27 protein-coding genes are annotated in these 24,634 nt (G+C 33.0%); 11 read left to right on the top strand and 16 right to left on the bottom strand.

Annotated features, from left to right (window positions below; all coding sequences use genetic code 11):
• Window positions 1-38: 38 nt before the first annotated feature.
• Window positions 39-1,118, bottom strand: a complete 1,080-nt coding sequence (locus B0A68_RS01005; RefSeq protein WP_035685579.1) for a glycosyltransferase family 9 protein — start codon at window positions 1,116-1,118, stop codon at window positions 39-41.
• A 253-nt stretch (window positions 1,119-1,371) separates the two neighbouring features.
• Entirely contained in the window at window positions 1,372-2,166 is a 795-nt protein-coding gene (locus B0A68_RS01000) for a DUF2797 domain-containing protein (RefSeq protein WP_035685581.1), read from the bottom strand.
• Window positions 2,167-2,414: 248 nt separating this feature from the next.
• Between B0A68_RS01000 and B0A68_RS00995 the strand changes: the two genes are divergently transcribed.
• Both B0A68_RS00995 and B0A68_RS00990 read left to right on the top strand, forming a co-directional pair.
• The gene (locus B0A68_RS00995) at window positions 2,415-3,938 is read left to right on the top strand and encodes a GH3 auxin-responsive promoter family protein (protein WP_035685583.1); all 1,524 of its coding nucleotides are present in this window, start codon (window positions 2,415-2,417) and stop codon (window positions 3,936-3,938) included.
• 14 nt (window positions 3,939-3,952) lie between these two features.
• Window positions 3,953-4,231: a hypothetical protein gene (locus B0A68_RS00990; RefSeq protein ID WP_035688243.1), complete on the top strand. Its 279-nt coding sequence runs from the start codon at window positions 3,953-3,955 to the stop codon at window positions 4,229-4,231.
• 192 nt (window positions 4,232-4,423) lie between these two features.
• Here the strand turns inward: B0A68_RS00990 and serB are convergent, their stop codons facing one another.
• From serB to B0A68_RS00965, 6 genes are all read right to left on the bottom strand, one after another.
• Complete coding sequence (serB, locus tag B0A68_RS00985) at window positions 4,424-5,653, bottom strand: phosphoserine phosphatase SerB (protein ID WP_035685585.1); 1,230 nt, start codon at window positions 5,651-5,653, stop codon at window positions 4,424-4,426.
• Between the two features lie 151 nt (window positions 5,654-5,804).
• Complete coding sequence (locus B0A68_RS00980; protein ID WP_035685588.1) at window positions 5,805-6,245, bottom strand: VOC family protein; 441 nt, start codon at window positions 6,243-6,245, stop codon at window positions 5,805-5,807.
• Window positions 6,246-6,336: 91 nt separating this feature from the next.
• The gene (locus tag B0A68_RS24650; RefSeq protein WP_240475255.1) at window positions 6,337-6,597 is read right to left on the bottom strand and encodes a hypothetical protein; all 261 of its coding nucleotides are present in this window, start codon (window positions 6,595-6,597) and stop codon (window positions 6,337-6,339) included.
• A gap of 53 nt (window positions 6,598-6,650) precedes the next feature.
• Window positions 6,651-6,773 (bottom strand): hypothetical protein, encoded by a 123-nt coding sequence (locus B0A68_RS24750; protein WP_262486750.1) that lies wholly within the window; start codon window positions 6,771-6,773, stop codon window positions 6,651-6,653.
• Between the two features lie 2 nt (window positions 6,774-6,775).
• A complete protein-coding gene (locus B0A68_RS00970; RefSeq protein WP_035685590.1) occupies window positions 6,776-7,183 on the bottom strand; it encodes a VOC family protein in 408 nt (135 codons plus the stop codon).
• 67 nt (window positions 7,184-7,250) lie between these two features.
• Window positions 7,251-7,655 carry an SRPBCC family protein gene (locus B0A68_RS00965; RefSeq protein WP_035685593.1) on the bottom strand — a complete coding sequence of 135 codons (405 nt, stop codon included), beginning with the start codon at window positions 7,653-7,655 and terminating at the stop codon, window positions 7,251-7,253.
• A 165-nt stretch (window positions 7,656-7,820) separates the two neighbouring features.
• Here B0A68_RS00965 and B0A68_RS00960 point away from each other — a divergent pair, with 165 nt between their 5' ends.
• Complete coding sequence (locus tag B0A68_RS00960; protein WP_240475256.1) at window positions 7,821-8,789, top strand: GlxA family transcriptional regulator; 969 nt, start codon at window positions 7,821-7,823, stop codon at window positions 8,787-8,789.
• Window positions 8,790-8,947: 158 nt separating this feature from the next.
• On the opposite strand, the gene B0A68_RS00955 is transcribed toward B0A68_RS00960, so the two are convergent.
• The 8 genes from B0A68_RS00955 to B0A68_RS00920 form a co-directional block, all read right to left on the bottom strand.
• Window positions 8,948-9,601 carry a murein L,D-transpeptidase catalytic domain-containing protein gene (locus tag B0A68_RS00955; RefSeq protein ID WP_035685598.1) on the bottom strand — a complete coding sequence of 218 codons (654 nt, stop codon included), beginning with the start codon at window positions 9,599-9,601 and terminating at the stop codon, window positions 8,948-8,950.
• Complete coding sequence (locus B0A68_RS00950; protein ID WP_035685600.1) at window positions 9,591-10,190, bottom strand: hypothetical protein; 600 nt, start codon at window positions 10,188-10,190, stop codon at window positions 9,591-9,593. The genes B0A68_RS00955 and B0A68_RS00950 overlap by 11 nt, the downstream gene beginning before the upstream one ends.
• 151 nt (window positions 10,191-10,341) lie before the next feature.
• Window positions 10,342-11,574: an ATP-dependent Clp protease ATP-binding subunit ClpX gene (gene clpX / locus B0A68_RS00945; RefSeq protein ID WP_035685603.1), complete on the bottom strand. Its 1,233-nt coding sequence runs from the start codon at window positions 11,572-11,574 to the stop codon at window positions 10,342-10,344.
• Window positions 11,575-11,747: 173 nt separating this feature from the next.
• Window positions 11,748-12,422 (bottom strand): ATP-dependent Clp endopeptidase proteolytic subunit ClpP, encoded by a 675-nt coding sequence (gene clpP / locus B0A68_RS00940; RefSeq protein WP_035685605.1) that lies wholly within the window; start codon window positions 12,420-12,422, stop codon window positions 11,748-11,750.
• Window positions 12,423-12,749: 327 nt separating this feature from the next.
• Window positions 12,750-14,072, bottom strand: a complete 1,323-nt coding sequence (locus tag B0A68_RS00935; RefSeq protein WP_035685607.1) for a trigger factor — start codon at window positions 14,070-14,072, stop codon at window positions 12,750-12,752.
• A gap of 112 nt (window positions 14,073-14,184) precedes the next feature.
• On the bottom strand, window positions 14,185-14,529 hold the full coding sequence (locus tag B0A68_RS00930; protein ID WP_035685609.1) for a phage holin family protein: 345 nt from the start codon (window positions 14,527-14,529) through the stop codon (window positions 14,185-14,187).
• A 52-nt stretch (window positions 14,530-14,581) separates the two neighbouring features.
• Window positions 14,582-15,346 carry an alpha/beta fold hydrolase gene (locus B0A68_RS00925; RefSeq protein ID WP_035685611.1) on the bottom strand — a complete coding sequence of 255 codons (765 nt, stop codon included), beginning with the start codon at window positions 15,344-15,346 and terminating at the stop codon, window positions 14,582-14,584.
• 1 nt (window position 15,347) lies between these two features.
• On the bottom strand, window positions 15,348-16,061 hold the full coding sequence (locus tag B0A68_RS00920; protein ID WP_035685612.1) for a pyridoxine 5'-phosphate synthase: 714 nt from the start codon (window positions 16,059-16,061) through the stop codon (window positions 15,348-15,350).
• A gap of 116 nt (window positions 16,062-16,177) precedes the next feature.
• On the opposite strand from B0A68_RS00920, the gene B0A68_RS00915 reads away from it, so the two are divergent.
• The 8 genes from B0A68_RS00915 (at window position 16,178) to murI (ending at window position 24,632) form a co-directional block, all read left to right on the top strand.
• Window positions 16,178-16,837 carry a CBS domain-containing protein gene (locus B0A68_RS00915; RefSeq protein WP_035685614.1) on the top strand — a complete coding sequence of 220 codons (660 nt, stop codon included), beginning with the start codon at window positions 16,178-16,180 and terminating at the stop codon, window positions 16,835-16,837.
• A 109-nt stretch (window positions 16,838-16,946) separates the two neighbouring features.
• Window positions 16,947-17,834 carry an NAD kinase gene (locus B0A68_RS00910; RefSeq protein ID WP_035685616.1) on the top strand — a complete coding sequence of 296 codons (888 nt, stop codon included), beginning with the start codon at window positions 16,947-16,949 and terminating at the stop codon, window positions 17,832-17,834.
• Window positions 17,835-18,007: 173 nt separating this feature from the next.
• Window positions 18,008-18,697: a type IX secretion system protein PorG gene (porG, locus tag B0A68_RS00905; RefSeq protein WP_035685618.1), complete on the top strand. Its 690-nt coding sequence runs from the start codon at window positions 18,008-18,010 to the stop codon at window positions 18,695-18,697.
• Window position 18,698: 1 nt separating this feature from the next.
• Window positions 18,699-19,439 carry an isoprenyl transferase gene (locus B0A68_RS00900; protein WP_035685621.1) on the top strand — a complete coding sequence of 247 codons (741 nt, stop codon included), beginning with the start codon at window positions 18,699-18,701 and terminating at the stop codon, window positions 19,437-19,439.
• Window positions 19,372-22,119 (top strand): BamA/OMP85 family outer membrane protein, encoded by a 2,748-nt coding sequence (locus tag B0A68_RS00895; RefSeq protein WP_035685624.1) that lies wholly within the window; start codon window positions 19,372-19,374, stop codon window positions 22,117-22,119. Before B0A68_RS00900 ends, B0A68_RS00895 begins: the two co-directional genes overlap by 68 nt.
• A 42-nt stretch (window positions 22,120-22,161) precedes the next feature.
• Window positions 22,162-23,187 (top strand): OmpH family outer membrane protein, encoded by a 1,026-nt coding sequence (locus B0A68_RS00890; RefSeq protein ID WP_035685626.1) that lies wholly within the window; start codon window positions 22,162-22,164, stop codon window positions 23,185-23,187.
• Between the two features lie 14 nt (window positions 23,188-23,201).
• Window positions 23,202-23,705 (top strand): OmpH family outer membrane protein, encoded by a 504-nt coding sequence (locus B0A68_RS00885; protein WP_170830271.1) that lies wholly within the window; start codon window positions 23,202-23,204, stop codon window positions 23,703-23,705.
• 150 nt (window positions 23,706-23,855) lie between these two features.
• Entirely contained in the window at window positions 23,856-24,632 is a 777-nt protein-coding gene (murI, locus tag B0A68_RS00880) for a glutamate racemase (RefSeq protein WP_035685629.1), read from the top strand.
• Window positions 24,633-24,634 lie beyond the last annotated feature (2 nt).

The following is a 24,634-nucleotide window of genomic DNA, read 5'->3' as shown; positions in this document are numbered from 1 at the left end:
TACCAAAAAAAGGCCAATCTTAAGATTGGCCTTTTTTATTAAACTGCTTTTGATAAAGATTTTATTCTGCCATTGCTTAGAATAGCGTTAAAAACTTTGAAATAGTCATTTTTAGAATAACTATATATATCTATACCAATACTGCTATTATCGTAAGGCTCATATTTTTTAAGATTTGAAACCGAAAATAAACCTGCAGTTGGAGTCTGAACTGAACTTGCTAAGTGCATAATACCGCTGTCTGCCCCAATAAATAATTCTGTGTTGGCGATTACCGCACCAATCTCTCTAATATCCTTACTATAAAATGAAGGCGCCTGAAAACCTATCTGAGACACATTCTCAACGGGCAGGATTTCGATAATATTGTATTCTCTGTATTTATCCTTTAATGCTTTATAAAAATCTCCCCACCATTCTTCTGTCAGGCATTTATTGCCCGTAGCATAGGTAAAGATACAGATTGTCTTTTTTGAATTAGTAACCAATTCATCAAGCTTCTTTTTACCATTCATAAATTCTGATGAACTTAAATTTAGATCTACAGAAGCAATAATTCTGTTGCTTTTTTCTATTCCTAATTTACTCAGATAATTACGGAAGTTATAAACTGGATATTTTGCAATGTGCTCGTAATCGCTTTTGTCAATAACCTGATTTTCGTCTAAATCTCCATAAAATTTATATTTAGCATTTGAAAACCGAACTGCCAATCTTCCTGATGAGGAATTTTGATCGACATTTATAGCCATATCATAAGGTTCTTTCATTATAGAAACCCATACTTTAATATAATCGATCAGGCTTTTGAATGGTTTTTTAGGCAGAGGAATTGATTTATTATACGCTTCATAGTTTTCAAAAATAATTGGTGCAAGAGTTCCTTTTACAAATAAATCAATTTTACAATTTGGAAATGTTGCTGCCACTTCCTTAACGAGAGGAGTGATCAAAAGAAGATTACCTAATCTTCCATTTGGTCTGCAAATTAAAATACGTTTAATTTCAGATTTGTCGACCATAAGGATGCCGTAATCGGTCTTTTGTTTTCCAATATCTTTAGTCAGACCGCGCATTACGCCTCTTCTAAATTGGTTAATTTTGCTTAAAAAACTCATTTTTAAATTATTTAAAGAATTATATAATTTGCGATTAACTTCAAAAAAAAAGTCTTAGACGTAAAACTCAAATCTAGACTCTTTTTATTTTTAAAATTAAATTCTTTGAATAAGTTATTATTACAAAATTGTAACTAAATGTTTTAAAATTCACACCACTTATCCTTGAAAAGATAAAAGTATGGCTATTATTTTATTAACTAATTTATTATTATACAGTCTCTTAATAAGCATAGACGAATGCCTTAAAATACTAGACGTTTATTGTGACAATATATCCTTCTGAACCGCGAACATTAAAGACTGTGCCATTTTCGAAAATTAAATACTGTCCTTTAATGCCCGTTAATTTTCCTTGAAAAGTTGGAGTTTTGTCCAAATTTAAGCTTGCCACTTTTGCAGGATATTTTAAAACAGGATATTTTAGCTCGAAAACATCATTCTTTTGACTGTAGAAATAATCCTTAACCTCAACGGGAATTAAACTTTCTACTTTTGATTTCTCAAGAATCAAATCACAAGATTCTGCGGTGCACTGCAGCATTTTTCTCCAATTTGTTTTATCGGCATAATGATTTTTTAAAGCGACCTCTGTAATCCCGGCCAAATAACGGTTGGGGACTTCTACAACTGCAATTGCCTGTGTAGCGCCCTGATCGATCCATCTGGTAGGAACTTGTGTTTTTCGCGTTACACCAACTTTTATTTCGCTGGATAATGCCAAATAAACGATATGAGGCTGTAACTGTGCTTTTTGCTCGTATTCTAAATCGCGGTCTGCAATTCCTAAATGGGCCGTACTCAATTCTGGTCGCATAATCCAATCGCCAACTGCAGCACTAGAATAGAAACAGTCGTAACAAAAACCTTGTCTGAAGATTTTTTTCTTTTTACTGCAATTCAAACACTGATAACCAACAAAATTGATTTCAATTTCTTTGTTTAATAATTGATTTATGCTCAAAAAACTGTCTTCAAAAACCAAATAATATTGAATTGGGTTTCCGATTTCTGTCTGCATTTTTGTAAGGACGCCTTGATATTGCATTATAATATTTATTTTTGAGTAGTGCTTTTTAAATTTTGATTATTTGAAGAATCTAGAATTTTTATTGTTAAAATTATATTTCTGAATTCGAATCTTTGCAATAAATAGGATTTTTTTCTACAAAAAAACACTATTTTTGATAAGGACAAAGTTAGTATTTGTCCATCGATATTCAAATTTTAAAGTTTTTTGTTTTAAAGAGAAACCTTAAAATTCTAATTCTTAATCAGCAATTTTAAATACGTTTTATGCCCCTATCAATAATCAATTCGTTTGCTTCCTGGGTTCTCAAACAAAGGATACATCAAATAGAGCTTTTTTTAAAATATCCAAATGAAGTTCAGGAAGAATTACTGCATAATTTATTGACAGCTTCAGAAAACACTGTATTTGGTAAACAATATGAATTTTCGAGTATTAAGTCCTATCAGACTTTTGCAGAAAGGGTGCCAATTGCAACTTATGAAGAATTACAGCCGCTTATTGAACGTACGCGCCAAGGTGAACAAAATGTGTTTTGGGAGACTCCTATAAAATGGTTTGCAAAATCGAGCGGTACTACAAACGCAAAAAGTAAATTTATTCCTGTAAGCAGCGAAGCTCTTGAAGACTGCCATTATAAAGGAAGTAAAGATTTGCTTTGCCTTTATCTAAATAACAATGAAGATTCTGAATTATTTCTGGGAAAAAGCCTTCGCTTGGGAGGAAGTTCTCAGATTTACGAAAACAACAATACTTTCTTTGGAGATTTATCGGCAATTTTGATTGAAAACATGCCTATCTGGGCCGAATTTAGCAGCACGCCGAGCAGTAAAACTTCGCTTATGAGTGAATGGGAAACTAAAATGGCTGCGATTATAAATGAGACAAAAACCGAAAATGTTACCAGTTTTGCAGGAGTTCCTTCGTGGATGCTTGTTTTAATGAATAAAGTTCTTGAAAACACAGGTAAGGAAAGCTTGCTTGAAATCTGGCCAAATCTTGAAGTTTATTTTCATGGAGGTGTTAGTTTTTCTCCTTATAAAGAACAATACAAGAAAATTCTGCCAAGCAAAGATTTTAAATACTACGAAATTTACAATGCTTCCGAAGGCTTTTTTGCTATTCAGGATTTAAATAATTCAAGTGATTTATTGTTAATGCTTGATTATGGTATTTTTTATGAATTTATTCCAATGGATACTTTTGGAACTCTAAATCAAAAAGTAATTCGTTTGGCCGATGTCGAATTGAATAAAAATTATGCAATTGTAATTACAACCAATTCCGGTTTATGGCGCTATTTGATTGGAGATACAGTTCGTTTTACTTCTTTAAATCCATACCGAATTAGAGTTACCGGCAGAACCAAACATCATATTAATGTTTTTGGAGAGGAATTGATGGTAGAAAATACTGATCAGGCGATTGCAAAAGCTTGCCAAATAACTCAAACCGAAGTTATCGATTATACGGTTGCTCCTATTTTTATGCAGGACAAAGAAAAAGGCGCTCACGAATGGATGATCGAATTCAAGAAAAAACCTGCCGATGTTGGTCTTTTTCAAAAAGTTCTGGACGAAACGCTGCAGACTTTAAATTCTGATTATGAAGCCAAACGCTACAACAATATGACATTAAATCCTTTGGTTATTAATGTCGCTCGTGAGAATTTATTTTATGACTGGTTAAAAGAACGTGATAAATTAGGCGGACAGCATAAAATTCCGAGGCTTTCTAACCAGAGAGATTATTTGGAGCAGTTAAAAGATATGTGTGTAAAAACAATGTAATTAAATTTTTTGATATGGGAAATAATAAATTTAGTGAAATGACTAAGGAGGAATTGATTAAAAATCAAAAAACATTAACAGGCGTTGCCTATGGTCTTGGCGTTATGCTATTTCTTTGCTTTGCTGCTAATATCTTTCTTGTTTTTAAAAAAGGTTTTAGTGCTTTAACTGTTATTCCTATTGCATTAGTTCCTGTTCTTATTCTGAATATAAGCAGTTTAAAAGCAATTAAGAAGGAATTAGAATCGCGTAATAATGTAGACGAAAATTCCAGTAAATCGCATGAGGGATAGAAGTGGAAATCCTTTTTGTCCGCCGCGGCGGACAAAAAGATTGGGAACGGATAGCCCGACCCGGAGGGGCATGCCATTATTAAGGTTCTAAGTTGCTAAGATTCTAAGTTACTAAGTTTTTTTGAATATTGTAATCTGAGCAAAGTTGACGTCTTTTTTGACATGAAAGTGATTCGACTTCGCCCTAAAGTATTACATCATATCAATATACCTGTCGTGATATCCTAAAAGATACAGAACACCGTCAAGACCCAGACTTGATATGGAGGTTGAGGCACTTTCTTTTACTTTTGGTTTAGCATGAAAAGCGATTCCGAGACCTGCTAAGTTTAGCATTGGTAAATCGTTTGCTCCGTCGCCGACTGCAATGGTCTGATTGATGTGAATGCCTTCTTTTTCTGCAATAGCTCTCAATAATTCGGCTTTTTTCTGACCGTCTACGATTTCACCTAAATATTTACCAGTTAATTTACCGTCTATAATTTCTAACTGATTAGCGTGAACGTAATCTATACCTAATTCTTTCTGAAGATAATCTCCGAAATAAGTAAAACCTCCAGATAATATTGCCGTTTTATAACCATAATATTTTAAGGCTTTCATCAATCGTCTTGCTCCTTTTGTAATAGGCAGATTTATAGCAACATTATGCAAAACTTCTTCGCTTAAGCCTTCCAGCAGCGCCATGCGTTGTTTAAAGCTTTCGTTAAAATCTATTTCGCCATTCATTGCAGATTCTGTAATTGCTCTTACCTGTGCTCCTACTCCGTTTAATTCTGCCAATTCGTCAATTACCTCGGTTTGAATTAAAGTCGAATCCATATCAAAACACACCAAACGTCTATTTCTTCTGTAGATATTATCTTCCTGAAAAGAAATATCTACATCTAATGTTCTGGAAATCTCCATAAAACTTGCGGTCATGACAATCTTATTTACGATTTCTCCTGTTACAGATAATTGTATACAAGAACGTGGATATTCTTCTTTTTCAACAATAGAAGTTCTTCCGGTCAGTCGTATAATCGAATCAATGTTTAGATTTTGATCTGACATTATTTTGGTGACTGCAGCCAATTGCGATGCAGCCAGCTGTTCTCCGAGAATATTAATGATATAGCGTTGTTTTGATTGCGATTTTACCCATTTCTCGTAATCATCGATAGAAATTGGAATAAATTTTACTTTAATTTCAAGTTCATAGGCTTTAAACAAAAGATCTTTTAGAACTGGTCCTGAGGTAGAACCTGCTTTTATTTCAAACAAAATTCCTAAAGATAATGTATCATGAATATCAGCCTGGCCAATATCTAAAATCATAGCATCATAAGCAGCTAAAACTGATGTTAAACCAGCTGTAACTCCTATTTTGTCGTGTCCTGAAACTTTTAATAAGATGATTTCTTTATCTTCTGCTGCCATTTTGTTCTTATTGATTTAGAAGCGACAAAAATCGACAATCTCAAGTTGATAAAAAAGTATAATCCTTGTTTTTTTGAAAAGAAAAAGCACATTTTCATGTGCTTTTTAAAGTAATTTAACAATAATGTTCCGCTATTAAAATAACATAACTTTATTGATTATTATTTGGCTCATTTTCATCAAAATTCACCATCCAGTTTATGCCGAATTTATCTTTGAACATTCCAAAATAAGCACCCCAAAATGTTTTTTCCAATGCCATTTCTACTTTTCCTCCTGCAGAAAGTGCGTTAAAAATTCTATCGGCTTCATCCGTGCTTTCTGTATTGATCGAAATTGAAAAATTGTCTCCAAAACCAACATCTCCATATCTAGGATGACTGTCACTTCCCATTAAGATAGTTTTTCCAATTGGTAATGACACGTGCATAATTCTGTTTTGATCTTCCTCAGAAAGTTTCTCGCCCTCCTCTGCAGGTGCGTCTTTATATTTTCCGATATACGGAAATTCTCCACCAAATACCGATTTATAAAACAGAAATGCTTCTTCGCAATTTCCGTTAAACATTAAATAAGGATTTACTGATGCCATAATGTTCTTTATTTTGTTTGTTGTTTTATAAAAACTTAAATCTATAATCTATTCTCTTTCCTCTTTCCTCTTCACTCTTTCCTCTTCACCCTTAATTCTCTGAAAGTTGTTTTACTATTTCCAGCCCTTTAGGAAAAGCGCCCTTGAAATAATCAATAAATTTTTCGACTACATCAACCTGAACTACAAGATCTATAAACTCATCATCGGGAGTTAATCGATAAATTTCCATTGCTCCGCTCCATTCTTTTGCTTCTTCATTGATAGGCAGTTCTTTAAAATCTTTTACTTCTCCCAAATGTTTAAAAGCTATGTACTCATTTGGAATTTTTTTCTCAATTATACTGCTCATTCCTCCGCCATCAGGACCTAGAAAGTGTACTTTTCCGCCTTCTTCCCAGTCACTTACGGCATATGATCCTTCATAAAAAACTCCTGCCCATTTTCTGTAGGTTTCATCATTCCATAAAACCGACCATACTTTTCTGCCGGAGCTTTGATTCTAATTTTAAATTCTAATGTTTCCATAATTACGATAATTTACTAAAATCCATGTACAAAACATTCCATCTGTGACCGTCTAAATCGGCAAAACCAAAACCATACATCCAGCCCTGACTTTCTGCCGGATCAGCAAAAATTTTTCCTCCGGCTTCTTTAACTTTTTTGGCAAGCTCATCGACTTCTTCTTTGCTCTCGGCATCTATAGAAATCAGGACTTCAGAACTTAATTGTGTATCTGTAATATTGTTTTGAGAAAAATCAGAGAAAAGAGATTCTTTAAATAACATCACTACAAAATGATTTTCGCCCACAACCATACAGGTAGAACTCGGCGTGTCATGCTGTTCATTAAACGAGAAACCAATTTTCCAGAAAAATTCCTTTGCTTTTGCCACATCTTTTACAGGCAGATTTAACCAAATTTGTTTTGTCATTTTTTTATTTTTTGTGTTAGATATTTTTTAAATCCTATAAATGATAAGTTTTTTTCAAGTTTTGAACCTAATTAGATTCAACGTAATTCTTGAAATTATCCAATATTGCCTGCCATCCTCCACGCTGCATTTCTTCGGGATTTTCTGTTTCAGGATCAAAACTTTCTATTATTTCTACTCCTTCTGGAGTTTCTGTAAATGTAATCACGGCTTTTCTTCCGTCGCCCATTACATAATTGATGGCTTGATCTTGTTTTACCAAAGTATACTCTCCCAAAAAATCAAAACTCATACTGCCGTCTTTTGCCGACATTGTTGTAGAGAATTTACCGCCTTCTCTCAAATCATTTTCTGCATAAGGTGCGTACCAGTCTGGAGAGGCAAAAGCCCATTTTGTAATATGTTCGGGCTTACTCCAAAAATCCCATACTTTGTCAAGCGATGCATTAATTGTATTTTTTAATGTTATCATTATAAAATTATTAAAATTATACTTCCTTTTTTATAAAATTACAAAAATATTAAAGCAAATTTAAAACATTAAGACTATTTGATAATGTCAATAAAAGTCAACTTTAGGGGCATTTAAGACAAATTGTTTATTTTTACATCAAGTTAACTTTTCCAAACACCACAAATGATGAGCAAAAAAATAGGATTGATAATACCTTACGACTATAAATTATTAAGCGTAGCGGCTATTTTGGAAGTTTTTGAAACGGCAAATAAACTGTCGCCAACAACTGAGGAAACATTTAAAATAATGCTTTTTCAATCGGCAGAACAATTAAGCCAGGAAGTTTCTTTGGGTTATAAAATTAATGCAATTCAGGATTCTGATATCGCATTAGATCTGATCTTAATTCCCGCTTTTACGACAGATAATATGAGCGAAATGATCGCGAAGAATAAAAATTTTATTCCGTGGCTGCAAAAACAACATCGTGACGGAGCCGAATTGGCTAGTTTTTGTACCGGTGCTTTTTTATTTGCTGCATCTGGTTTATTAAACGAAAAACTGGCAACAACACATGTTGACGCGTGCAGTGCTTTTACAAAAGCTTTTCCGATGGTAAAATTAAAAGCCGAAGAAACTTTAACCGCCGATGGCAGTTTATACACCAGTGGCGGATCGACCTCAACATTTCATTTATTGATTTTATTGGTGCAGAAATATTGCGGCAACGAAATTGCAGTTCAGATTGCAAAGATTTTCTCTATTGATTTAAACCGATACAAACAAAGTTATTTCAGCACCTTTAGACCAAATCATTTACACAATGATACTTTGGTTGCGATGCTGCAGCAAAAAATAGAAAGTCAATACCATTCTATCGAAAAGCTGGAAGAAATAACAAAAGACATTCCAACAAGTGCCAGAAATATGACACGCCGTTTTAAACAAGTTACCGGAATCCCGCCAATTGAATATCTGCAAAATATTAGAGTCGAAAGCTCTAAAAAGTATCTTGAACAAACCCAGCTTTCTATATCTGAAATTATCGAAAAAACGGGTTATAATGACCCAAAAGCTTTTAGAAAAGTATTTTATAAAATGGTAGGCATGAAACCTATTGAATATAGAGAGAAATTTAGGGTTCAGTGATTTTTGAGAAGCAGAAGTTTTGTTTTCAAAAGACGTTTGGTCCTGCTCTACACTATATCTTTTGCTCTAAACTCCAGAGCAAAAGGATGCCGTTTCGATCAGGGCTAAACCAGAAATTTCATTTTTACAAGAAAGAAATTTCGAGATTCTTAAAGTCTTTATGATTTAATAATCCACATCAGGACTTTTTTATTTGTTTTTAAAAGTTCATCAATTTCTTTCATGCTTTCGTTGGAAACAGCAGGACAGCCCCAGCCTTCTGGTGTTCCGCGTGGATAGACTTCGTTGTCTGGAACAGCTTCCCAAGAATGTAAAACTACAGCACGGCTTCGCGCATTTGAATTGGATTTTTCTTTTCCCTGCAAAATATAATTGACTTTTATTCCCCACTGACTTACCCCGCGATCCAAAATCACGTATTTACCCAGAGAAGAACAATGCGAATCAAATTCGTTACTTATCTCCACCTTATCTTTTGAGGCAGTTCCTCCCCAATTATTAGCACCGCATCCATGACTTACCATATAAGAATTTGAGACTGCTATCTTTTTAAAATCGTAAATAAAAAATCTTTTATAACCAGAATGCAATCCAAGATCAATCAGGATAAATTTATTCTGATTCAGGTTATTTCTATTGCAAAATTGTTCTGCTTCTTTATAGTAATTACCGTAATTGATTTCAATTCTAGGTTTTTCTAATGAAATTATTTTGCTTTTATGTTTATTTTCAGAAACCATTGTTGGTTTATTTTCTTTATTAAAAGAAAATCCAAAAACACAAATCAGGAGTAAATAATTCTTAATTACCATGTCCAACTCTATGAATAAATTGATTATTAAAAAAAGCATTAAACATTTTAAATTCACCTAAATAGGAATCTTGAAAACTAATGTCCTCAAATTTATTATTTAATATTTCTTTAGGAAATTTCGAATACAACAGCTTCTTTTCAACTATATCCTCCACCTCTAAAACCAAATCTTTAATTTTTCGCGAATCTAATTTTTCACTTTGCAATTCTTCAATTCTAGATTTTGAAATAACTATTTGTTTTTTATGAATTATAATATCAATTACATAATAAGGAACTAAAACACTCAAATATAAAGTTATAGAACATAACTCTCCATTCTCAATGACATTCAGAAAAAATGTATAACATCTATCTTGCCAATCTAGTCTGGAAAAATCCTCAAAATCCTTTAAAACTGGATCTTTGTCAAATTCTGCTTTAATAGTATCTCGCATTTTTTGATTATTATCAGAATCAAAATGTTCTATTAGCCCTTTCAATCTTTTATACTCCTCAGTTTCTAAATATTGCTCCTTTTGATTCCAAGGACATATATTTTTAGGATAATATAAATAGGCTAATTTTTTTAAGACTTCGGTTATCATATTTTATCAGAAATAATTTAACCACAAATATATCCTTTTATATAAAGAAAGAAAAATATTACATAAAATATAAAAAAAACCTGTTCAAAAAATGAACAGGTTTTAAAATTCTTTTGTCAAAATTTAAACTTTGACTAAGTTATTTCAATATTTAAGAAGCAATTTCCATTCGCTTCAATAAATTTTTGTTTAGTGTGTGTTCTGCGTATTCTTTATCGATACTCAATACTTTATCATCAGAACTTGGTAATTCGTACATCGCATCTGTTAGAATTGCTTCACATAGCGAACGCAATCCACGAGCACCTAATTTGTATTCTAATGCTTTATCAACAATAAAATCCAAAGCTTCGTCTGTAATAGTAAATTCAACTTCATCCATTAAAAATAATTTTTGATATTGTTTTACTAATGCATTTTTAGGCTGTGTTAAAATTGCACGCAAAGTTTCTCTGTCTAGAGGATCCATGTGTGTAAGAACTGGCAGACGACCAATAATTTCTGGAATCAAACCAAAATCTTTAATATCTTTTGGAATGATATACTGAAGTAAATTATCTTTATCTATATTATCTGCATTCTTAGAAGTGGAGTACCCCACTGCCTGACGGTTTAAACGTTTAGAAATAATACGTTCTACTCCATCAAAAGCACCTCCTGCAATAAACAAGATGTTTTGCGTATTTACCTCAACAAATTTCTGGTCAGGGTGTTTACGACCTCCTTTAGGCGGTACGTTAACAACAGTTCCTTCCAGCAATTTCAATAATGCTTGTTGCACACCTTCTCCAGAAACATCACGCGTTATTGATGGATTATCACTCTTACGGGCGATTTTATCTATTTCGTCAATAAAAACGATTCCTCTTTCTGCTTTGGTTACATCATAATCCGCAGCTTGTAACAAACGTGTCAAAATACTTTCGACATCTTCTCCTACATAACCTGCTTCTGTCAATACAGTTGCATCAACTATCGCCAACGGAACATCTAACATTTTTGCAATGGTTTTTGCTACCAATGTTTTTCCCGTTCCAGTCTGCCCTACCATTATGATGTTACTTTTTTCAATCTCTACTTCATCGTCTAACTGCTGCTGCATTAAACGTTTGTAGTGATTGTAAACCGCAACTGACATTACTTTTTTGGTCTGATCCTGACCAATAACATATTGATCTAAGAAAGCTCTGATTTCTTTTGGTTTCTTTAAAATTAAGTCACCAACCAATTTTGCGCTTCCGCTTGATTTTAATTCTTCTAATACTATTCCGTGTGCCTGCTCAATACACTTATCACAGATATGTGCATTTATGCCCGCAATTAATAAATTAGTTTCTGGCTTTTTTCTTCCACAAAACGAACATTCTAATACTACTTTTGCCATTCTTTATTTAGTTAAGCTGCAAAGTTACTAAGTTTCTGAGACTTTCTATTAAAACCTCAAAAACTTAGTAACTTCTTAACTTTTTATTTTTTTGTTTCAAGTTTAATTTTGTTTCAAGTTTCAAGTTAATCTTAGAACCTTAGTCCCTTTGTAACTTTAAACCTTAAAAAAAATTAGCTTCTTCTCAAAACTTCATCAATCATTCCGTATTCTTTAGCTTCGTCTGCTTTCATCCAGTAATCACGTTCACTGTCTTTATGAACTCTTTCGAAAGATTGTCCTGAATGTTGTGAAATAATGTTGTACAACTCGTCTTTAAGTTTCAACATTTCGCGTAAGTTGATTTCCATGTCAGTTGCAACACCTTGTGCTCCTCCAGACGGCTGGTGAATCATTACTCTTGAGTGTGGCAAAGCCGAACGTTTTCCTGCAGCACCTGCACATAATAAAACTGCTCCCATAGAAGCTGCCATACCAGTACAAATTGTAGCTACATCTGGTTTGATGTACTGCATGGTGTCATAAATCCCTAATCCTGCATAAACGCTTCCTCCAGGAGAATTTAGATAAATTTGAATGTCTTTTGATGCATCAGCACTTTCTAAGAAAAGTAATTGTGCCTGAACAATATTAGCGATTTGATCGTCGATACCTGTTCCTAAAAAGATAATTCTGTCCATCATTAATCTGGAAAAAACATCTAATTGAGAAATATTCAACTGACGTTCTTCTATAATGTATGGAGTCATATTGGTTGGATTCATCGCAGCTACGATTTTATCGTAGTACATTGCGTTTACCCCTTGATGCTTTGTAGCAAATTTTTTGAATTCTTTACCGTAGTTCATATTTTTAGTTTAAAGTTTGAAAGTCTAAAGTCTGAAAGTGACTTTATCGGATAAAACAAAGTTCATACCTTTTTATAAAGGATGCCAATTTGTCTTATTTTTTTGTTTCAAGTTTCAGGTTTCAGGTTTATTGAAGTTCGAAAACTTGAAACTTGAAACAAAAATAAAATTTGAAACAAAAAAGAGCGTCAAAAATATCTTTTTGACGCTCAAATATAACTTTTTTTATCTTTCAGTTTCTGTAATAAAATCTTAAATTTTAAAATAGAGCTTTCACCCTATTCTAGTCAACTTTTGACTTTATAACTTTTGACTTTAGACTAAAATTTATTCTCCGTAAGAAGCTGCAATAAATTCTTCGTAAGTAACTTCTTTAGTTGTTGGATTTGCTTTTTCTTTGAATAAATCTAACAATTTAGCTGCTACAACTTGCTCAGAAAGTCTTTTCACTTCTTCTTGGTTAGATAAAACTCTAGCCACAATTCCTTGAACTTCTTCGTCAGTTGGGTTTGTTTGTCCAAATTGAGCCATTTGTTGTTTGATAGCGTTTGTTGTAAAAGCTTTCAAATCATCAAATGTAATTTGGATATTACTTTGAGCCATTGCTTTTCCTTCAATCAATTGAAAACGTAAACCTTTTTCAGATCTTGCGTATTCAACTTCTGCTTCCTCTGGAGAAAGTTTTTTCTCTCCAACAGTTTGTAACCATTTTTTAAGAAATTCTGATGGTAAATCAAATTTTGTGCTTTCGATAAGGAAATCCTGAACGTCCATCAATAATTTTTGATCTGCTTGCTGTGCAAATTGAGATTCAGCATCTTCTTTAATTTTAGCTTTTAAATCTTCTAAAGAAGCTACTTTTCCTTCACCAAAAAGTTTATCAAATAAATCTTGGTTTAATTCTGCCAATTCAGCTCCATTGATAGCTTCGATTGTAAAGTTTACTTCGATATCTAAACCATGAACGTCATCATGACCAACTTTAAGATAATCCATTAATTGGTGATCGTCTTCAAATAAACCTTTTGTACTTACCGCCACAACATCTCCAACTTTTTTACCGATGAATTTATCTCCGGCAGCTTTGTTAAATGCAGTTACAGAAATTGTAGTCGTATTGTTGATTCCTTTTTCTTCGTTTGTGAAAGTTCCAGTTAAATCTGAATCAGCTTCAACTTTATCTTGAGGAATTGCTGTTCCGAATTGTTTTTGGATACGCTCTACTTGTCCGTCGATTAATTTATCATCGGCAGTAACGATATATTTTACGATATTGTTTTTTGCTTCTAAATCAATTTCAAAGTTAGGAACCAAACCAATTTCGTATTCGAAAGTTAGTTCTTCAGCATCCCAATCAAAGTTTTCGTTTTCTTTAGCAAGAGGAGTTCCTAAAAGATTTAATCTTTCAGATTGAACAAAACGCTCTAAAGCCAAATCAACTACTTTTTTAACTTCTTCCTGCTTAATAGCTTTTCCGTATTGTTTTTCAACAAGATCTTTAGGTACTTGACCTTTTCTAAAACCTTTTACGGTTGCCAATGGCATTTTTTCGTTTATTCTTTTTGCTACTTGACCTTTATAATCCATGTGAACAACGTTCAAAACAATCGTTTCATTCACAGCATCTATTGCTACTCTTTTAATATCCATCTTCTTCTTTAATTTACATAATAAAATTGGGTTGCAAAATTATAAAATTTTTGCAACCCAGCCAAGTTTTTAATCTATTGTATTTGAAGCGTTTTAGAACACACTCATTGTTTTATTTATCGTCTCCTAATATTTTGTAGGTTATAGATTGAAGCACAGACAATATAATACTAAATATTAATGCCGTCCAGAAAGAATCTACTGCAAAACCTCCGACTATATTTGTGCAGAGTAAAATAATTACAGCATTTATAACTAACAAAAACAATCCTAGAGTTACTACTGTTACCGGAAGCGTTAATATCACTAAAATTGGTTTAATAAAAAGATTTAGCAAACCTAAAACTACCGCAACAATTACAGCTGTAGCAAAACTGGTAACAACTACACCAGGCAGAATTTTAGCAATTAACAAAACAAGCGCCGCTGTAACAAGAAGTCTAAGTAATATTTTCATTTTTTACATTTTTAAAGTTTAAATAAAAGTACTGATTTTTTAATCAAAAAGACTATTCTTTTAGAAATGCAGCAGTCAATTCAAAAAACAATTTAGGATTTTCTGCATGCAGCCAATGTCCTGCGTTTGGAATTGTTTCTAGTTTAAAATTTGGAAATTGAACACGAATTGCGTCAAGATCAGAATCCTGAATATAGCCTGAATTTCCTCCACGTATAAATAATGTCGGCTTATCAAAAATCAAATTATCTGCCAGAGGTTTTCCAATTGCATCCAGATTATTATTAAAGGCATCCAGATTAAAACGAAATGCCAGTTGCCCTGGCTCTGCCCAATATAGATTTTTCAATAAAAATTGTCTTGTTCCAAAATCTGAAACATATTGCGATACTATTTCTTCAACATCATTTCGGCTTGGTTTTACCGAAAAATCGACAGCATTTAATCCTGCCAAAATATCTTCATGATGCTGTTTGTAAAACTTAGGACCAATATCTGCTACAATTAATTTATCGACAATTTCATGATGAAGTGCTGCAAAAAGCATTGCAACTTTACCGCCCATAGAATGCCCTAGGATATCAACATTCTTTAATTGATTGGCTTGACAATAATCAAAAACGTCCTGCACCATCGCTTCGTAAGTCCATTCGTCTGAATGAAAGCTGCGTCCGTGATTTCGTAAATCCAAAACATGAACCTGAGATCCTGCTTCTACATATTGCCCTGCCAAGGTTTTCCAATTATCAGACATTCCCAGAAATCCATGCATAATAATAAATGGTTTTCCTTCGCCTTCTATTTTTGAATAAAGCATATTATTTTAATTTATTTAAATACATATTCACCACATTATCTAAACCCAGATAAAGTGCTTCTGCAATTAGAGCATGACCAATTGAAACTTCTAATAATCCAGGAATATTTTGTTTAAAAAACTGAATATTATCTAAACTCAAATCGTGACCCGCGTTTATTCCTAATTCTAATTCGTTTGCCAGTTCTGCAGCTTTAACATAAGGATCTATTCCTTTTTTATTTCCCAAATCATAATCATGTGCAAAAGCTTCTGTATACAATTCAATTCTGTCTGTTCCTGTTTTTTTTGCTCCTTCAATCATTTCCAGAACGGGATCAACAAAAATTGAAGTTCTGATTCCGTTACGCTGAAATTCCTGAATCACTTCTCTCAAATAAGATTCATTTTTCACAGTATCCCATCCGGCAGAAGATGTAATTGCTCCAATTGCATCCGGAACAAGCGTTACCTGATCTGGCTTACATTCTAAAACCAAATCAATAAAATTATGCTGCGGATTTCCTTCAATATTATATTCAGTATTGATGATTGCTTTTAAATCTCTTGCATCCTGATAACGTATATGACGTTCATCGGGACGCGGGTGAATGGTGATTCCCTGACCTCCAAATTTCTGAATATCTGCAGCTACTTTTAATAAATCGGGAACATTTCCGCCGCGAGCATTTCGAAGCGTTGCAATTTTATTGATATTTACACTTAACTTTGTCATATAAATAGATAATTAATTCTAGTAACACTATATTTGTTACCACAAAAATACAAAGTAAAACACAGCGGTTTTTGCTATTTTTTGATTATTTTGCATAAAATATCTTCAGTTGACTTATGACAGAAATTACCAACTATATCACAAATGACTTCAGGGCAATTGACAGCCAGGAAACGATCGCGAATGTTCAGGACTTTTTTGCTGACTTAAATTTTTCGCATTTTCCGGTTTTAGAAAGTGGAATTTTCATTGGAAGTATTGCTTCAGATGATGTTGAAACTTTTGATACTGACAAAAAAGCAATTGATTATAAATATACTCTGGAACGTTTTTTTGCCAGAAAATCCATGATTTGGTTAGATGTTTTAGAAATTTTTGCAAAAAACCACACAAATACGATTCCGGTTCTGGACGAAAATAACAGCTATGTTGGGTATTATGAAATGGAAGATATCATGAAATTCTTTCAGGAAACTCCATTTTTAAAGGAACAAGGCGGTATCATAATCGTTCAAAAAGGACTTATGGATTATTCTATGGGACAAGTAACCCAGATTGTTGAAAGCAATAACGGTAAAATTCTAGGTTGTTTTGTATCTGAAGCTGATCTTGAAAATGTTCAGATTACTGTTAAAATTGGTGTTGGGCCTATGAATGAAATTATACAGACTTTTAGAAGGTATAATTATGAAATCATTTCAGAACACCAGGAAGACGCTTATATCAACAGCTTAAAAGAACGTTCTGATTATTTAGACAAGTACCTGAACATATAAATTAGAAAATTTAGATAATGTGTCAATTAGATAATTCTTTAACAGCTGACATGATATCTGTTTTTTTAATTGACACATTATCTAATTGACATATTATCTAATTAAAAAAATGAAAGTAGCTATTTACGGACAGTATTATCAGAACAGTACAGAACCTATTATTAAAGATATTTTTATGTTTTTCAGTGCCAACAATGTAGAGATGGTAATTGAAGAAAACTTTCTGAACATGCTTTACGAAAAAGAACTTATCAAAAAAGAATACCAAACTTTTTCGTCGAGTAATTCCTTAGATAATAGTTTTGAAATGCTGATTAGTATCGGCGGTGACGGAACAATTTTAAGAGCCGCAACTTTAGTTCGTAATTCTGGTGTTCCGATTTTAGGAATTAATGCCGGAAGACTCGGTTTTCTAGCTACAGTACAAAAAGAAAACATTGATAGTTTTTTACAATTTGTAATTGACAAAAATTATACTACCTCCGAAAGGACATTGTTAAGCATTACCTGCGATCCAAAAAATGATGCAATTCCAGAAGACCTGAATTTTGCAATGAATGAAATAACAGTAAGCAGAAAAGACACTACTTCTATGATTACTGTTGAAACATCTTTGAATAATGAATATTTGAATTCCTATTGGGCCGACGGTTTAATTATATCTACTCCCACAGGATCTACAGGATATTCTTTAAGCTGTGGAGGACCATTGTTAACACCAGATGTCAAAAGTTTAGTAATTACGCCTATTGCACCACACAATTTAACAGCACGACCACTTGTTATTCCAGATGATACAGAAATCAAACTGCGTGTCTCCGGGAGAGAAGATCAATATTTAGTTTCATTAGATTCCAGAATATCTTCAGTCAAAAATGAATCTGTTTTAACAATAAAAAAAACAAATTTTAAAATTAAAATGGTTGAAATTCCGGGAGAAACTTTCCTGAAAACATTAAGAAACAAATTGCTTTGGGGAGAAGATAAAAGAAATTAAGCCCTTTTCCCATTCGCCACTATACGATAATAGCATCTTTTCTCGTTTTGCTTGTAGTGAATCATCATTAAATGTCTCAAAATCATATTGTAAATTGAAAAAAAAGCACATTTATGTAAACGAACGTTGATTCGTATTGATAATTATTATATTTGCACGCAATTTTTAATTAAATGAAGAAAATTTTTAATTTATTGTTATGTTTTTTCCCCTTTATTACACTAAATGCTCAAATAAATGAGCTTGGTGTTTTTCTAGGAGGAAGTAACCTTGTTGGTGATGTTGGAAAAACAACTTATATTTCGCCCGAAAAAATCGCTTTTGGGGTGTTATACAAGTGGAACAGAAGCCCGCGACACTCGTACAGATTCTCGTACACACAATCTGAAATTTCAGGAAACGATTTTAAATCTAAGGAAACAGGTAGAAATCAAAGAGGATACAGATTTGAAAGCAATGTAAAAGAATTTTCTGCAGGACTGGAATTCAACTTTTTTGATTTTAATCTTCACGATTATCATACAAAAGTTACGCCTTATGTTTATTCTGGACTAAGCTTTTTTCTTTACGATGAATTGTATCGTTTTACGACAGCTCCAAATGCGCTGCAATCTGTAAATTCAAGCTCGCTTGCTATACCTATTATATTAGGTGTAAAATCTAATGTAACACCAAACTTTGTTTTAGGATTTGAAGCTGGCGTTCGTTATACATTTACAGACAACATTGACGGAAGTAATCCTAATACAAACAATCCAAACATCATGAAGTTTGGAAATTTAAACAATAATGACTGGTATGTATTCTCAGGTCTTACCTTAACATATACCTTTGGACAAAAACCTTGCTATTGCGCAGAATAAAATGAATTTACAAGACTCTATAGATCACACAAACTTACCTAAACACCTAGCCATTATAATGGATGGCAACGGACGATGGGCCAAACAACAAGGCTTTTTAAGAGCGTTTGGACATGAAAACGGAACAAAATCTGTAAAAAAAACAATAACAACTTGTGCCAAATTAGGTATTGAGTATCTTACATTGTATGCTTTTTCTACAGAAAACTGGAATCGCCCGAAATTAGAAGTCGAAGCATTAATGAAAATCTTGATCAATTCATTAAAAAAAGAGCTTGTTACTTTGCAAGAAAACAATATCAAACTCAATGCAATTGGAAATCTTGATAAATTACCAAAATCAGCTCAAAAAGAACTTTTAGACGTAATTGAAAAAACCAAAAATAACACTCGTCTCACGCTGACACTAGCTTTAAGTTACGGATCACGAGAAGAATTGGTAAATGCCGTGAGAATCATCAGTGATAAAGTTAAAAATAATATAATTTCAATAGACACTATTGACGATTCAATTATAAATGAGCATCTTTACACGCAAAATTTACCCGATGTAGATTTATTAATACGAACAAGTGGAGAACATAGAATAAGTAATTTTCTGTTGTGGCAGATAGCCTACGCAGAGTTATATTTTACTAATGTCTTATGGCCAGACTTTAAAGACCAAGATTTATATGAGGCTATTATTAGTTATCAAAAAAGAGAACGTAGATTTGGAAAAACCAGTGAACAAATTAAATAATTTTTTAGTGTTACAAAAAAAAATTCAAATAGCCCTTACCCTAATTCTTTTGGGTAGTTTTTCACAAATAAAAGCACAAGATAAAGTTCCTTTTGATCAAGGAAAAAAATATATTCTTGCCAAAGTCTCTGTTGTTGGTAAAATTAGCTTTAATGAACAAACCGTTGTTACCTTTTCAGGACTTCAAAAAGGACAGGAAATAACTGTTCCTGGAGAAGAAATAAGCAGCGCAATCAAAAAATTAGGTAAACTTGGCCTTTTTGATGAGATTTCATTTTACGTAAATAAGGTAGAAAACGACAGTATCTATCTTGATTTGGATATTGTTGAACTTCCTAAATTAAACGAAGTTAAATTTGTAGGAATTAAGAAGAGTAAAGTTGAAGGACTGATTAAAGACAACAGCTTAACGAAAAATAAAATCGTCAACGAAAACTTAATCACGACTACTAAAAATTATATTGAAAATAAATATAAAAAAGAAGGTTTTTATAACACTAAAGTCACTATTACAAATACGCCTGACACCATCAATGGCAACATGGTAAATATGCTTGTCAGAGTAGATAAAGGGGCTAAAGTGAAGATTAGAAGCATTGATTTCATTGGTAACCAGCAATTATCAGACAGCAAATTAAGAAGTGCTATGAAGGACACAAAACAAAAAAATGTTTTGCGTGTTTTAAAAGCATCAAAATTTATTCCTGAAAAATATAAAGCTGACTTAGAAAAAGTTATCGCCGCATATAAAGAAAAAGGATACCGAGATGCACGTATTATCTATGACTCTGTTACTTACAACAAAGAAAAGAAAATGCTTGACATCAAAATTAATCTGGAAGAAGGAAACAAATATTACTTTGGAAATATTAAATTCTTAGGAAACACCGTATATTCTGACCAGTTATTAAATCGCTATTTAGGTATTAAAAAAGGAGAAGTTTATAACGGAGTTCTACTAGAAAAAAGAATTGCAGACAAAACAAAACCAGACGCAGAAGACATTACGAATTTATACCAAAACAATGGTTATTTATTCTCTAATATTAATGCAGTTGAGGTAAAAACGGTAAACGATACAATTGACTTTGAAATCAGAGTTACAGAAGGTCCAATTGCGTATTTCAACAAGATTAGTGTTGTAGGAAATGACAAAACAAATGACCACGTTATTTACCGAGAATTAAGAACTAAACCAGGAGAAAAATACAGTAAAGAACAGCTTGTAAGAACTATTCGTGAAATTGGACAATTAGGTTTCTTTGATCCTGAAGCAATCGACCCTAAGTTCAAGAACGTTGATGCTGCAGCAGGAACTGTAGATATTGAATATAATGTTGTAGAAAAAGGATCAAGTCAGGTTGAGCTTCAGGGAGGTTACGGAGGCGGTGGTTTCATCGGAACTTTAGGACTTTCTTTTAACAACTTCTCGGCAAGAAAATTATTTGACAAAGAAGCTTATAAGCCTTTACCAATGGGAGACGGTCAGAAAGTAGCGCTTCGTTTACAAGGAAGTACTTATTTCCAAACTTACAGTGTATCGTTCTCTGAACCTTGGTTTGGAGGAAAAAAACCAGTACAGTTTAGTTCATCTATTTCTTATAGTAAACAATTTTTGAATAATTATATAACAAGATCAGTAGACAAAAGCAAAAGTTTTAATATTTTTACAGTACAAGTAGGACTGGCAAAAAGATTAACAGTGCCAGATGATTATTTTGTTCTTTCTCAATCTGTGAGTTACCAGCATTATGATTTGAATAACTACAACACAGGATTATTTACTTTTGGTAATGGAGCATCAAGAAACTTTGCTTATACAATTGGACTTTCAAGAAGTAATAAAGGGGTTAACCCAATATTCCCAACTTACGGTTCAGAGTTTAGTATTTCTGCAAAAGTAACTCCTCCTTACTCATTATTGAGCGGACTTGATTATGGTGATTTAGAAAATCAAAAAGAATACAAAGCACAATATACAGGAGATAATACGATAGGTGCAGACAAACAGCCGCTTAATAATGGCGACTATTTAAAAACGGTTGTTATTGACGGACAATCAGTACAAGTAAGTGTTGGATCTGACTATAAAAGCGCTGACACTGATGTAGCCAAAGTAGACCAGAAAAAATACAACTGGCTGGAGTACTACAAAATTAAATTTAAAGGAGACTGGTATACAAAAGTTTACGGAAAATTAGTTTTAAGAACATTAACAGAATTTGGTTTCTTAGGAGCATACAATCAAGAAAGAGGAGTTATACCGTTTGAGCGTTTTTACTTAGGTGGAGACGGAATGGCAAATTACTCAATGGATGGTAGAGAAACTATTGGATTAAGAGGTTATAAAAATAACTCATTAACACCTGTAAATACTAATGGAGAACAAATTGGAGCTTCTATCTACAATAAATTCTCAATGGAATTACGTTACCCTATAACATTAAAAGCCTCTGCTTCAATTTACGCCTTAACATTTTTAGAAGCGGGATCATCATACGCTTCGTTTAAAGACTATACTCCGTTTGACTTATACCGTTCAGCTGGTTTTGGTTTACGTGTATTTATGCCAGCGTTTGGATTGTTAGGAATTGATTATGGTTATGGATTTGATGCCGCTCCAGGAAATAGTAAACCAAATGGTGGAGAAATACACTTTATCATTGGACAACAATTTTAGATAAAAAGCGTTTGGTTAAAAATCATCAAATAAAGTTATGTTATGAGAAAACAGTATTTATTTATATTTTTAGCCTTGATTGTAGCACATACTGCTCAGGCTCAAGGAAAAACGACTAGGATTGGGTATATTGACATGGAATATATTTTGGAGAATGTTTCTGATTATAAGGAAGCTAAATCCCAATTAGAGTTAAAGGCTCAGAAATGGAAGCAAGAAATTGAGACTAAAAAAATTGAAATTAACAAATTACAGGAAAGCCTAAAAGCAGAAAAAGCTTTACTCACTAAAGAGTTAATTGAGGAAAGAGAAACTGAAATTAAATTTCTTGAAAGCGAAATGCTGAGTTATCAGGATAAATTATTTGGGCCTCAGGGAAATTTAATTAGACAAAAAGCAGCATTGGCAAAGCCAATTCAAGATCAAGTTTTTACTGCTGTTCAAGATATCGCTGAAGCTAAAAATTATGATTTTATCTTTGACAGATCATCAGATTTAACAATGCTTTTTAGTAACAAAAGATTTGATATAAGTGATCAGGTTTTACGTGTTCTAAACAGAACTGAAAAACGCGAACAGTTGACTAAAAAACAATTAAAAGATCAGGAAATAAAAGAAAATCTTGAAAACGCAATTGATGAGAATCCTGCAATGGCAGATCGTCAAAAAGCATTGGATGAGAAAAGGGCCGCCCGAGAGAAGTTAATTCAAGACCGTAAACTAGAACAAGAGGCTAAGAAAAAGGAATATGAAGATAGAAGAAATGCATTAGCAGCCGAGAGAGCAGCTAAAAAAAATGGCACGGTTTCTGAAACAGCTAAGCCAAACAGCACTTCTACAACTACAGATCCAGCAGTAAAAACTGATGCAACAGCAAAACCTGCAGCAACTGGAACTGAAACCACAACTCAGCCACCAGCTTCTGCGAAAGTTGAAGAAAGACAAAGGTTATATGAAGAGCGCAAAAAAGAATTAGAAGAAAAGAGAAAGAAAATATTAGAAGAAAGAGAAGCGGCAAAAAAAGCTAAGGAAGCCGAAACACAAAAACCTAATACGACCAATAATTAATTAATATTTTAAAAATGATGAAACAAATCAAAACTTTACTAATTGCTGCGATACTTATTTTAGGAGCAAGTAACACAATGAACGCACAGGCAAAGGTAGCCCATGTTGATGTTAGCGAGATTATGTCGAAAATGCCTGCAATGCTTGATGCTCAAAACCAATTGCAAAAATTAAGTGGTACATACGATGCTGAATACAAAAAAATGGTTGATGAATACCAAGTAAAAATTAAAAAGTATGAGGCTGAAGCTGCAACTGTAACTGATGCTGTAAACGGTGAGCGTTCTAAAGAGGTTCAAGACATGCAAAAAAGAATTGTTGACTACAGAGACAATGCTCAAAAAGAACTTCAACAAAAAGAAACTGATATCGTAAAACCATTAATGGAAAAAGTTAGAGCTTCTATCCAAAAAGTTGGAAAAGCTAAAGGTTTCCAATATGTATTAGACGGTTCTACTTTATTATTAGCTGATGGTCCAAACATTACTGCTGATGTTAAAAAAGATTTAGGATTCTAATCAACGAATTCATTATAAAAAACTGCTCAATTCTTTAAAAAGTTGAGCAGTTTTTTTTTACATTAAATTAAAATATAAAAAGAGATAAATTAAGAAATTTCACCTACTTTGAGGTATAAATTTATTTCAAAAAAATACTAAATTTGTATAATGACAAATAGTAATCCTATAGGCGTTTTTGATTCTGGTATTGGAGGAACTTCAATCTGGAGCGCTATTCACGATCTTCTTCCGAACGAAAAAACAATTTATTTAGCCGACAGCAAAAATGCTCCTTATGGGCAGAAAAGCAAAGAGGAAATTGTTGCCTTAAGTAAAAAAAATGTTGATTTACTGCTCGAGATGAATTGCAAGTTAATTGTTGTAGCCTGCAATACTGCAACAACAAATGCAATCCAGGAACTTCGTGCTTCGTATGATATTCCATTCATAGGAATTGAGCCGGCTATTAAACCCGCTGCTAATAATTCTAAAACCGAAGTTATAGGTATACTGGCAACCAAAGGAACTCTAAACAGTGAGCTGTTTAATAAAACAGCTGAAATGTTTCAGAATACCAAAATAATTGAACAGGTTGGTTACGGACTTGTACAACTTATTGAAGACGGAAACCTTTATTCTCCGGAAATGACAACCCTTTTGGAGTCTTATCTCCATCCTATGATTGAAGCCAATATTGATTATCTAGTATTGGGATGCAGTCATTATCCGTATTTAATTCCACAGATTAAAAAAATCCTTCCGGAGCACATTCAGATTATAGATTCTGGAGAAGCTGTTGCAAGACAGACTCAAAATATTTTGCGCGAAAAAGTTGGTTTTAGCGACGCACTTAAAAGCGAGCCTGAATTTTACACGAACTCAGATCCAAAAGTTTTAGAATCAATTTTAGAATATAAATATCCAGCAGTCAAAAAAGACTTTTAATA

It is taken from the genome of Flavobacterium reichenbachii, from assembly GCF_002217435.1.
GTDB classification, from domain to species: domain Bacteria; phylum Bacteroidota; class Bacteroidia; order Flavobacteriales; family Flavobacteriaceae; genus Flavobacterium; species Flavobacterium reichenbachii.
The sequence above is the reverse complement of the archived record's forward strand: the minus strand, read 5'-3'. Positions and strand labels throughout refer to the sequence as shown.

What these genes read in the sequence shown, in the direction of transcription:
- B0A68_RS00910 (WP_035685616.1), top strand. Translation starts at nt 16,947, where the DNA reads ATGAAAGTAGCTATTTACGGACAGTATTATCAGAACAGTACAGAACCT.
- B0A68_RS01005 (WP_035685579.1), bottom strand. Translation starts at nt 1,118, where the DNA reads ATGAGTTTTTTAAGCAAAATTAACCAATTTAGAAGAGGCGTAATGCGC.
- B0A68_RS00885 (WP_170830271.1), top strand. Translation starts at nt 23,202, where the DNA reads ATGATGAAACAAATCAAAACTTTACTAATTGCTGCGATACTTATTTTA.
- B0A68_RS01000 (WP_035685581.1), bottom strand. Translation starts at nt 2,166, where the DNA reads ATGCAATATCAAGGCGTCCTTACAAAAATGCAGACAGAAATCGGAAAC.
- B0A68_RS00995 (WP_035685583.1), top strand. Translation starts at nt 2,415, where the DNA reads ATGCCCCTATCAATAATCAATTCGTTTGCTTCCTGGGTTCTCAAACAA.
- clpP (WP_035685605.1), bottom strand. Translation starts at nt 12,422, where the DNA reads ATGAACTACGGTAAAGAATTCAAAAAATTTGCTACAAAGCATCAAGGG.
- B0A68_RS00970 (WP_035685590.1), bottom strand. Translation starts at nt 7,183, where the DNA reads ATGACAAAACAAATTTGGTTAAATCTGCCTGTAAAAGATGTGGCAAAA.
- B0A68_RS00935 (WP_035685607.1), bottom strand. Translation starts at nt 14,072, where the DNA reads ATGGATATTAAAAGAGTAGCAATAGATGCTGTGAATGAAACGATTGTT.
- B0A68_RS00980 (WP_035685588.1), bottom strand. Translation starts at nt 6,245, where the DNA reads ATGGCATCAGTAAATCCTTATTTAATGTTTAACGGAAATTGCGAAGAA.
- murI (WP_035685629.1), top strand. Translation starts at nt 23,856, where the DNA reads ATGACAAATAGTAATCCTATAGGCGTTTTTGATTCTGGTATTGGAGGA.
- B0A68_RS00900 (WP_035685621.1), top strand. Translation starts at nt 18,699, where the DNA reads ATGAATTTACAAGACTCTATAGATCACACAAACTTACCTAAACACCTA.
- B0A68_RS24650 (WP_240475255.1), bottom strand. Translation starts at nt 6,597, where the DNA reads ATGAGCAGTATAATTGAGAAAAAAATTCCAAATGAGTACATAGCTTTT.
- clpX (WP_035685603.1), bottom strand. Translation starts at nt 11,574, where the DNA reads ATGGCAAAAGTAGTATTAGAATGTTCGTTTTGTGGAAGAAAAAAGCCA.
- B0A68_RS00895 (WP_035685624.1), top strand. Translation starts at nt 19,372, where the DNA reads ATGAGGCTATTATTAGTTATCAAAAAAGAGAACGTAGATTTGGAAAAA.
- B0A68_RS00960 (WP_240475256.1), top strand. Translation starts at nt 7,821, where the DNA reads ATGATGAGCAAAAAAATAGGATTGATAATACCTTACGACTATAAATTA.
- B0A68_RS00965 (WP_035685593.1), bottom strand. Translation starts at nt 7,655, where the DNA reads ATGATAACATTAAAAAATACAATTAATGCATCGCTTGACAAAGTATGG.
- B0A68_RS00955 (WP_035685598.1), bottom strand. Translation starts at nt 9,601, where the DNA reads ATGGTAATTAAGAATTATTTACTCCTGATTTGTGTTTTTGGATTTTCT.
- B0A68_RS00915 (WP_035685614.1), top strand. Translation starts at nt 16,178, where the DNA reads ATGACAGAAATTACCAACTATATCACAAATGACTTCAGGGCAATTGAC.
- B0A68_RS00920 (WP_035685612.1), bottom strand. Translation starts at nt 16,061, where the DNA reads ATGACAAAGTTAAGTGTAAATATCAATAAAATTGCAACGCTTCGAAAT.
- B0A68_RS00890 (WP_035685626.1), top strand. Translation starts at nt 22,162, where the DNA reads ATGAGAAAACAGTATTTATTTATATTTTTAGCCTTGATTGTAGCACAT.
- porG (WP_035685618.1), top strand. Translation starts at nt 18,008, where the DNA reads ATGAAGAAAATTTTTAATTTATTGTTATGTTTTTTCCCCTTTATTACA.
- B0A68_RS00950 (WP_035685600.1), bottom strand. Translation starts at nt 10,190, where the DNA reads ATGATAACCGAAGTCTTAAAAAAATTAGCCTATTTATATTATCCTAAA.
- B0A68_RS00925 (WP_035685611.1), bottom strand. Translation starts at nt 15,346, where the DNA reads ATGCTTTATTCAAAAATAGAAGGCGAAGGAAAACCATTTATTATTATG.
- B0A68_RS00990 (WP_035688243.1), top strand. Translation starts at nt 3,953, where the DNA reads ATGGGAAATAATAAATTTAGTGAAATGACTAAGGAGGAATTGATTAAA.
- serB (WP_035685585.1), bottom strand. Translation starts at nt 5,653, where the DNA reads ATGGCAGCAGAAGATAAAGAAATCATCTTATTAAAAGTTTCAGGACAC.
- B0A68_RS00930 (WP_035685609.1), bottom strand. Translation starts at nt 14,529, where the DNA reads ATGAAAATATTACTTAGACTTCTTGTTACAGCGGCGCTTGTTTTGTTA.
- B0A68_RS24750 (WP_262486750.1), bottom strand. Translation starts at nt 6,773, where the DNA reads ATGGAAACATTAGAATTTAAAATTAGAATCAAAGCTCCGGCAGAAAAG.